General features: G+C 35.3%; 5 protein-coding genes. 1 reads left to right on the top strand and 4 read right to left on the bottom strand.

Annotation, left to right across the window (positions count from 1 at the left end):
• Nucleotides 1–500 precede the first annotated feature (500 nt).
• Nucleotides 501–797, top strand: coding sequence for a hypothetical protein (locus KSO91_RS13905; protein WP_238743636.1), 297 nt, complete (start codon nucleotides 501–503; stop codon nucleotides 795–797).
• A gap of 63 nt (nucleotides 798–860) precedes the next feature.
• Here KSO91_RS13905 and KSO91_RS13910 read toward each other — a convergent pair whose 3' ends face one another.
• From KSO91_RS13910 to KSO91_RS13925, 4 genes are all read right to left on the bottom strand, one after another.
• Entirely contained in the window at nucleotides 861–3,869 is a 3,009-nt protein-coding gene (locus KSO91_RS13910; protein WP_238743637.1) for a tyrosine-type recombinase/integrase, read from the bottom strand.
• Between the two features lies 1 nt (nucleotide 3,870).
• Nucleotides 3,871–6,090, bottom strand: coding sequence for a hypothetical protein (locus tag KSO91_RS13915; RefSeq protein ID WP_238743638.1), 2,220 nt, complete (start codon nucleotides 6,088–6,090; stop codon nucleotides 3,871–3,873).
• Nucleotides 6,083–6,673, bottom strand: coding sequence for a hypothetical protein (locus KSO91_RS13920; protein ID WP_238743639.1), 591 nt, complete (start codon nucleotides 6,671–6,673; stop codon nucleotides 6,083–6,085). Before KSO91_RS13920 ends, KSO91_RS13915 begins: the two co-directional genes overlap by 8 nt.
• A gap of 285 nt (nucleotides 6,674–6,958) precedes the next feature.
• Nucleotides 6,959–10,459: an AAA family ATPase gene (locus tag KSO91_RS13925; RefSeq protein WP_238743640.1), complete on the bottom strand. Its 3,501-nt coding sequence runs from the start codon at nucleotides 10,457–10,459 to the stop codon at nucleotides 6,959–6,961.
• Nucleotides 10,460–10,532: the final 73 nt, after the last annotated feature.

Genomic DNA, 10,532 nt, shown 5'->3' on the forward strand with positions numbered 1-10,532 from the left:
GACGAATATTGAATAAAGCATTACAACTCAATCTCACCGCAAAGTGACGAGTAAAAGTGATCGGCATGAATGAGAATGACTGATCGGCTTCGGTGAGAATGAGTGATCGACATCATGAGAATACGCATTTAGCGCTAACACCTTCTTTCTAGCTAATTGCACCCCAACGTCAATTACGCGATCAACGGTTAAAATTTTTTATAAAAGCTGGGAGAATAATTTCTTAAGCTATCTGGAATACGGTGCATTTGATCAAATAGAAGTGAGTGCCTGGTGATATTAATCTAGCTTCCCAAATTGGCAATTAGGGTAGTTGGGTACTTAGATAGCCAATATGTTATTGATAAGTCACGAGACAACTTGATCCGACTCCCTTTCACACCATCCAGGCATATGAAAACCAGTGAAATTTAGGAAATATAATTCATGCTGTAGAATAAATTTTGTACAGAGTTAATTTATAAATCCCGCAACATTTCACTGATAGGAGTAATACAAATATGGATGATAATTTCAAACGCAAATTGAATGAACTGCTTATTATTGCTGGCAAGCAACATGTGGAGGTTGTCGTCGGCATAAAAGACCATGATGGAGCAATGGGTTCATTCTGCACTAAAGACTTTATTTCTTTAGAAAGTCATTGTTCAGAGGAGGTAGAAAATATGTATTTAATGCTCAAACATTATGGTGACTTGAATGAATTCATGCTTGCTAAGTCTAGAATTCAAAAAAGCTATGAAACTAGTGAGAGCCTTATTTCAGCAAACCATCAAACAGCAAAAACACAACACTAACAACATCTTAGTGGGTACAGCATTTGTATCCACTTATTCCATTGATAGAGCGTCGCAAACTCACTATTGATGCAAACATTCAAGGTTTTTATGATACGTCATAATGCTTAGCATATGCGCCCAGTAAACAAGCAAATGCGATGAATATTTACTTAACCCGTTGCCTTCAATTAACTCATCTTCAGTCGTGGATATATATTCAAGCCTTACAGTGCCTTTGCCCGTACGACCTTTATCAGAAGAAATAACTGATGTTTTTACTTTAAGCCCATTTATTGCTTTCTCCCATTCTGAATGAACTGATCTACCTTCAATTCGATAGGTAATAGCGCGCCAACGAGTTTTGGGAATTACCGCACTTATGCATTCTATAAACCACATTAATTTTTTAGGTGAAGAAAATGATATGCCCGATTGATTAACACAGTGATGATGCAACACATAATCCAAAAGGCTAAACAGTAGCTCTTTATTTGTCTTGAAATGCTCACTTAACTTTCTAGCGACAATCGCAAATTCAGCTTTTTCAGCAATACGTTTTAAGGGGCCGGGAAGAAGACGCCCATGGCGTTCTGTTGACAGGAGCCGTGAGCTTTTTTTCGTCAACGTTAAAAAATCATTTCTTATTTTTTCTGCATTAGTACACCACTGATATACTGTACTTAATTTAACACCATGCGCATATGCTGTACTGTCTATCTCGTATCCCTGCTGAATTTTATCAAGGACTAAATAGCAAAGTGCAATACTTAATACCTCAGATACAGGCTTTGTATTGGTTACACTACCCGTCTGAGCGACCACGTTTGTGCTCAATTCTATTGGCTTATATTTACTTATTAAGTAGCGATTAAAGTGTTCAGCCAATAGCTGCTTGTCTTCTTGCAGTCGCGCCTGGCAACTTCTTCTTGGCCCTAAGCCAATAATCTGTGCTTGTTGTGACGTTAACGGAATCATAAGCTGAGAGCATCTCACCCCCATAATAAGATCAGAGAAGTGAAAGTAATTATTAAAGGTTATCTCTGGTGTTGCATGACCTGCGAACGTCGCTATTGCTTCATATTTATTCTTAATATTTTTTGTGCAAATTAACTCGATAATCTCTTGGCTTTGTTCCTGCGTATAAGGGACAATATTTGTTAAACAAGGCGTAACCATTTGTAGCTCAAGCATCATTTGCAAACGACTAAAACAGCTATGTCTTAAATGGTGAAACACAAAGTGATCACAACCAGAGAGTTCACGTAGTGTTTTACTCACAAAAGTTGAAATGCAGAAAGATGATATCATTTGCTTAGTATTGCTATCAAAGGTTAATAACAAGCATGAACCCGAGCTGTTTATCATACGACTATTTTGAATATGGCATTTAACTAACTCAAGCTCTTCAGGCAGTAGTAGTTTATATAAAGGCACTTTTCTTAAGCTATTAGAGGTTTTGTTTTTGCTAAATCTATTTGATCTAACATCGATCCACCCTGTAGACGAAGGTTCAATGTTGTTCTGTAAAAGTTTACGGCATTCAGTTAAACGTAAACCACATCTGTAAGAGATTATGAATATGACTTGAAGTGCCACTCTATCTTGCTCACTCAAATCAGTAAGCTGGTGGCAATGAGTTAACAATGCATGAAATAGAGGCTCATCAACAAAACCAGCTCTTATATGCTGTTGTGCTGATAAACCAAGTAATGAAGCGTCTTCGATAGGCGGTAGAAATTGATTGCGGACAGCAAAAAGGTGAATATCCATTAAACGCTCACAGAAAGATGATTGTGATTTCAGAGTCTTCTTAAGGTTTATCTCTTCAAGATACAAATCCTCAATGTCAGCAATATCCATTTCAAAAAAATTATCCATGCTAGTTAGTGTTAACCATGATCTGGATATTTTCGATGAATAGTCACTTACCGACCCTGTACAACACCCCTTATCCGCTTTCTTTAATTTAAATATCATCCAAGATATTAGAATAAACTCACCCAAATTAAGATCTAACTCCAGCAAGGATAACAGCTGGTTTTTAGCTAAGCTTTTATTACTGATTTTTAGTATCTGTTTTAACTTTTGACAAAATAGTTTTGTTGCACCAACTTTTCTCCTTGTGGAAGCAGTTCCTGCCGTTTGAACACTTTGTTTTTGAGAATAAAACTTTGTACAAATAAGATTATTAACTTGAGGATGATCTAATCGCGCTAAGTTTTCTTTAGGGATAGAGTATGACTTTATTCTGCCTAATGAAACCTCAAGCAAGGCTTGGTTTAATGGTGTTTTAGTTATTCGTTCTGTCACAAAAATTGCTGACTTGCAAAACGCTGATAAGCTCTGTGGTAGGTTGTATTTTATCTTAAGGTTACCAGGACAAATTTTTTTGTATACTTGAGCCGAAATACTAGGGTGTGCCCACCCACTCTTATCTATTTTTATCCATTTGTTCAGCAGCGCATACGTTAACTCAGACAAGTAAACATGCTGTCGAGTAACCGGTTCATCATCAATATAAATATTACTGTGGTATTTTTTCGAGTCGATATCTAACGTGATAAATACCTGTCCAGCTACAATATTCGTTATATTTTCTTCCGCTTTAATAAACAAATTAAATGCTTTAACTACCTCTAAAGCACAATGCCCAGAGTGGCAAATAAACGAAAGTAAAACCGCTTGATATAACTGCTCAGCACTCTGTAATTTATTATCATTTCCAAGACTCTTAAACCACTGGGAATGATAAGTATCGATAGCCCACGCATACTGGGTCCACTCTTCGTTTCTCAATGGCGGCGAGACTTTGTGTGTCACTAAGCATGTTGGTACTTCATACTCCCAATTCAAACTACGAACGTGTTTAACAATATTGTTAAAACAAGCTCTGAAGATTCTATTTGAGTCGCATATTGTAGATAGATCAGCAAACACCAAACTCCATTTTTCATCAAACTCACTTTTAGATAAAGGCGGTGAATTGCCATTAAAATGTTTATTAAATAGCTCAATACTTTTTAATATCGCATTAGCACGTTTGTTTTTTCTATATAACTCTCGCCCTTCTACACCGATATTTGTAGCCATATTAGATCCCCTCACCTAATATTTCCGTTAAAAGAGTATTAATAGAATCAGCAATCAACTGCATCTCTCTAAATGAGCAACTACTACAGCTTGAGAATAATCCACCACCAATATCAGAGTGCCCCATCCAGCCAGAGATTAACTCATGGTCAATTTCCTCATGAGCCAAATAAGAACGAATGTGATGACGCTGCCAATTCAATTGCAAAGGCAACTTATCTTTGATTTGAGCCTCATATGTTTTGGGTCTAATCTCTTCAACTCGATTCCCATTGATAAAAAATGTGAAATGCTCAGCACTCGTTAGAACGGCCTGATATCTTTCACACAACTCAATATTCTGACGCTGATAATAAGCAATGCTTTGTTCAACATAGCGGAGATATTTATTGATTATCTGTATACATATATCAGGCAATATAATTGTTCTGCATGTATTTACCTGCTGAGTTTCTTTATCGGATATCCAATATTGATGATTATCTAAATTAATGTGAGAAAGGCGCCCAAACCAGCCAGTCACAGGCCGATAACCTGAAGAGAGTGCGAGTATAATTTGAACATAAACCGTGAGTAAGTTATGTGTATCGCTACTGAATTTGGCTTTTCCAGATTGTCGTAATTTAGCTTTTAATTCTGATTGTAAAACAGCAAATAGACATTGCAGTTTGCGTGTTTCAATAAACAACTGAGAGCCCAATTTCTCTTCCATATCACTCATTGCGGGCCCAATTTGGAATATTTCTTGCTGTTTATGATCTCCATGCCCACTCAAGTAATTTATGTATCTGTAGAACAGGTTAAGCACATCAGAAACATTTAACTGCACATAATATAATGCTACAAGTTTATCTAAATCCTCCCCTCTTATGACAGCCTGAATAACAGGATCATAATTTTTTTTCGTGAATGTTTGTTGTAAATAATTACTTATTTTTACCAGTGATAAATGGGTGTTATTCTTTTTATTAACCTCTTTAATAAACTGTTGCAGCATTTCATCGGTGACATTAGAGAAGCGTATATTGGATAATTTATTAATGATTTTTTCAGGCAATGGTAAGACTATTACCTTGGATACCTCCGTCGTAATTTGTACATTGTTACAGAACTTTGCATTTAGATGTGAAGGAAGTTTATGCTGTCTTTGTATCCCAACAACTTCACGATGCTCTGAGCGAGCTAGTTTTCTATTACGGACTTGTTTAGTCGTGTTGCCAAGTACTAACGATAGCAATAGCAATCTTGCACAGGGCTCATTAACGCTATCAAATGCTTCATTACAACTTTTAATTAATACTGAAATTTCATATTCACTGGCAGAGTAAATATCACAGGGTAGATGCATGCTTCTTTTTTTTAATCTAGCGTAGATTGCATTAGCTTTTTTTTGTTTTACGAAGTGGCTTTCATCACTATTCATAGTAATAGCAGCTAATTTACGATCAATATCAGATAACGCCTCCTCTTTAGCAAAGTTCTTTTGACCTTTTGGATCAAACCGCATCTCAGCAATAATCGATGCATTGAAATCTATACTGTCGTCTAAACTTTTAATTGAGCTAATTTTCAACTCACTTATGTGATCTAAGTTATGCTTGGCGGTACGTGCAATGCCAATCGACTTTTCTAATGCTGACGAAAAAGGAATATATAAACTAGCAAACTGACGAAGCACTGCCTCATCTGTAATTAGGCTATTTTCATTATCCTTTAATTTTTCCAATTCACTCAGTAAGCTGATATATGATAATGATAAAATGTCAGGGAGGAGCTTTCTAAGATAAGCTCTATTACCTAAAGCTAATTGTCTAATTTCACTACACATTGTTGAGATACGAGATTCAACATCCTGATGAGTGCACTGGCGAATCGCAACAATAAACGTCAATGCTTTGTATTGCTCTAGCTTTTCAAAATCAGTCCATGATGGTTCAAAATCTGTAGAAATAAAAGTTTGAAAGTAATATTCTCCTATCACTCCCTCTGCTTTAAGTCGCTCAAAAACTGATTTTAAACTCCCATTTCCCTCCTGTATTACATACGTATTTAATCCACCGATTATCGATTCAATTTCATGAAAATAGAGCATAAACTCTTCATCTAGAATTGAAATTAAACGTATCGCTTCCTTTGCCAATATAGAGTTTTCTTCGGGCGAAAGACAAAACAGTTCTTTAAAAAACACTTTAGAGCTCGCTGACTCAATATCTTTAACCATGCTCATCATTTGCCTCCGACATCAACTGTAACGATCTTTCTAGTATTGTTTGCTCAGGCTTACTCTTTACCTTCGTATTATCAGATAACTCGGCACGCTGCCTTGCAATCGTTGACCTTGAAACAGAAGTTAAATCAGATAGTTGTTGTTCAGATATCTTATCTTTACCTACTAACTTTCTTGTTATTTTGGTTGGCAAACAATCTTTAAACAATGGGTATAGTTTTCCAAACTGCTTGCTATCAATGGATGAGAGTAATTTATTAAAGATATTGCCCCAGCAAAACTCTAAAATCTCATCATCAGTTCGGCCTTTTAAAACAACTACTGTACGTTTACTATGATTTGTTTCATTTATATCGAAGCCTGTATTTTCAAATCCACTAATAAGATAGAGACTTTTATTTTTTTGATACAGATAGATTGGGAGGGAACTGCTTATTAATTGCTGTGATGTGCCACTAAATACATTGAGGTTAAATTTAATAGGCAAAGATAAGCACAGTGTATAAGCACTTTTTAATAAGGGATGTAACTTTAGTTTGAGGTTCTTCTTTTGAGCTTTATCCAAAATATAGTCCATGGTGCCTCCAATTATTAATAAAGATCCCTACTCACAAAAATAGGGCCTACTAATAATCTCTCATGGACTTAACGATTTCCTAAATCGAAATTTAATAATTTATCTGTAAAATAACCTTTTCTTCTAACATAACATTGGCAATATGGATGCTAATGTACATTTTTCAATTTCAGACTACAAAGCTAAGTCGCTAATGAGATAGTCCGCTCATCCTAATCAAAACTTACAGCTTACTACTAAAGAGGTATAGGCCTTTTAATTACGTAAGAAATCAAATTATTTCAATTAGACAAATAATGCTTCTATCTCTTCAGCAATTAATGATTCATTCTCTATTAATGCGTTTGCTATACGGTCAAGTTGCAAGCGATGCTCAATTAACCTTACTTCTACTGATTTTTCTGCACTTTCTAGCCAAAGCTTAACTGTCTTTTGTGCATTCATAAGTAATTCACTCTCTTCAAATTTAGTTAAGATGCCTACATTAACAGGGCCAACAGAAGGATCTAAACCGCCTTCATATATAACATGCATAGCTAATTGTGTTGCTTTCACTATATCATTCGAAGCACCAGAGCTAATTTCGTCAATTGAATTAGTATATATTTTTTCAGCAACTCGGCCTGCTAATAGCATTTCTAAACGATGTTTAGCTCGAATACTCGATAAACTTTCGTATTCATCTGCATCTCGTGTAGCAACAAAACCTAACGTCTGATTACGTGGTTCTATAGTCACAAAATCAATGGGGTGGTTAGGGAATAATAGCTTTGAAATTAACAAATGGCCGGCTTCATGATAAGCCGTCCGGTTCTTTTCTTGCCTGCTTAAAACAATATGTTCTGAAGGGAGTCCATACGTCACACGTATCATTGTTTTTTTGATAGCTTCACTCGTCAGCATTTTATTTTCTCCAACAGCTTGATAGATAGCCTCTCGAAATACCTGTTCAATTTCTGCCGATGACATCCCCTGAGACGCAGCAATCAGATTATTCAATTCTGCATCTGTAAAATTGATTTGATGTTTAGTAGAAAAACGAATAAAAAAACAACTTCTAGCCTGTTTATTGGGTAAATCACAATGAATTGTCTCATCAAAACGTCCGGGTCTAACTATCGCACTATCAAGTAGTTGCGGGTGATTTGTAGCAGCTAGAATGAAAATTGGATCACTTTGTGGTGTAAACCCATCCATTTCGGTTAGTAATGCATTTACGGCTAAATTTCGGTCTCGATCAGCGCCTTGAGTTGATTCACTGCGTTTGGATGCAATCGCATCGATTTCATCAATAAATATAATGGCAGGAGCATATTTACGCGCAGTGGCAAATAGTTTTTTAATATTTTGAGTTGTTCCTCCTGAATGACTTTCTGATAATTCCGAAGAAGATACACTAAAAAATGGTAATCCACTTTCTCCAGCTAACGCTTTGGCTAAAAAGGTTTTACCCGTGCCAGGTGGCCCCGAAAACAGGAAGCCACAAGGGGGTTTTATTCCGAAATTAGCAAGCTTATCAGGTGATTTAAGCCAGTTAACGACCTCATCTAATCGTTTTTTAGCTCTTTCTAAACCAATTACGTCATCCAACTTTACATTTGGAAGGGAATACTTAAATAAGTCTCCCTCTGTAAGGTCGGAACTTTGAATAACCTTAGAGGCTGATAACTGATTATATACGACGTTATAGACTTCATTTTCAGTATTCATTACTTCGCAATGATATTGAAGTTTTTCATTTCGACGCTTCATATTAAAAAGTTTAAACTCAACATCAAGATAATATTGAACGCGAGCGAGCATGCTTGAAAACTGAGATGCAAAATCAACTACATTCAGGCTGAAATGTTCACGTACTTCATGGCATATACTTTGATTTTCGTCATTTTCAACAGAATCAATAATCTGATATGTAAAAACTGGCGTTTTATCATTTCGTCCTAATACGTCAGAAATAAGTTCCGGTAATTGAGTTTTACTTTTATCAACCGTTTCTATATCAATAAGCAATGCATCTGGATGATACATTTCAATCGCATGGTGTAACCCCTCTACCATTGCACATAAAGAAACTTTACAGTTAGAATGTTGATTATTAATTTCTCCAAAAACTCTTGAGTCATCATCAAGTAATAATAGCTGGATAGGTGATTTTTCTGTCTTTGAAGTGCTTTGTTCAATACTAATTTTGAAAGAAACTTTATCTGTATCTTCTGTAAAATAACGCGTTGCTTTGCTTATAATTAATGATTGGTGTTTGGTTAAGCAACTTTGTAAACCACGTACAGAGATATCAGGGGACATACTTTGCAACATCAAGCTAGCAAAATCTCTTGGCCAATCATATGAAATTGGCATATTTGTATAATTGGCACTATTTACCTGTAATTCAGCTATTCTAACTAAATGATTTATCTTAAGTTCAGAAAACAAAATTGGAAAACCTTTTGCTAACCGGTTAATAAACTCAATAGATAGTTTGGTATTATTTGAAGGGTTTTTAGATTCACGTAAAAGTTCAAAGATACTTAGCGTAGAATTTTGATGGTTGTTTTGTAAAACATCTTGCCCTAAGTTGGTAGTGAATATAATAATACACTGACTAAAATCAACTTTTTCTTGGCTTGTTTGGTCTCTTGTGATTCCAGAATCCAATATTGACAATAAAGACTGTATAACAGTACTATGAGCTTTTTCTATTTCATCAAGTAGTAATATTTGTCTCGGTTGTGCACGCACTGCTGTTGTTAACATCCCCATACTTGAGTCCGAGTATTGAATCCCCGAGCCAAAGAGTTTTTGGGCATCACGCTCGTCAGAGTAGTGTTCCATATTAAATATATTATATACATATCCTGTTTGTTCAAATTTATTGATCTCAGGTAACAGTTGAGAAGCCAAATAAGTTTTCCCTACTCCTGATGGCCCAACAAAGGTATAAATAGAACGAGGTCCTTGTTGAGAATCAATGCTAGATGTTAAATACCCCTGACATAAACCGTCAATCGCGGAAGCTTGACCAATGACTTTATTACTAAGCCTATTTTGTATATGTTGACTATTCATTGCAGCTTTAATCGTACTATTTCCGCGCCTATTTATTTGTAAAAACTTTTTGATTTTAGGGGACCTTTGGCGAAGAAAAGTTTCAACAAAGCAATCCACATTAAATTTGTTTTTCTGAAAGGATTCCGTAACACAATTTAAAACCGATTTAGAGAGTTTAAGATATACAGCATAGCGTTTAGCAAGCTGATACCAAGTTGTAGAAGGATTACCGAAAGTTCTAGTACTTGCACTCAGTTTTAAAACTTCACGTAGTGCATACACTTTGTCATTGAAAACAACCTGATAAGGTTGGCAGTTAAAATAGTTTGCAAGCTTAACTAGGATTAATTTGTGGTTGATAATTGCAGCTAAAAAAATCAGTTCATCAACCTCAAACTCTTGGTTTTTATCTAGTTCTTTTATTGATTTTTGAGGGTTTTCAGAAAGATAATTTGCACATGCAATTATAGAGATTTCATCAAATAATTGCTTATCATCACTATTTAGTAATGGATAGCTGTTTGCTAAAATAAAAGGCTTTACAAATATTGCCTCATCCAATAGTTCTCTATCTAACACTGTTAATTTAGCAATATCATTAACCGTTTGATCACTTAACATGCCTTCGTTTTCTAATTGTGAATATAAAATATCACACTGTGTCCGAAGAAAGCTTTCTTCTAAAATACTGAATTCAATATGATCAAATAAGAACTGAAAGTCATTTTTTTTATCCAATGACTTTCCGTCATTTTTGACAATAAATCTATCTTTAACATAGTCACTTAATCTTTTTATATCATAACTATCC

It is taken from the genome of Psychromonas antarctica, from assembly GCF_022267535.1.
In the GTDB taxonomy this organism is placed as follows: Bacteria; Pseudomonadota; Gammaproteobacteria; order Enterobacterales; family Psychromonadaceae; genus Psychromonas; species Psychromonas antarctica.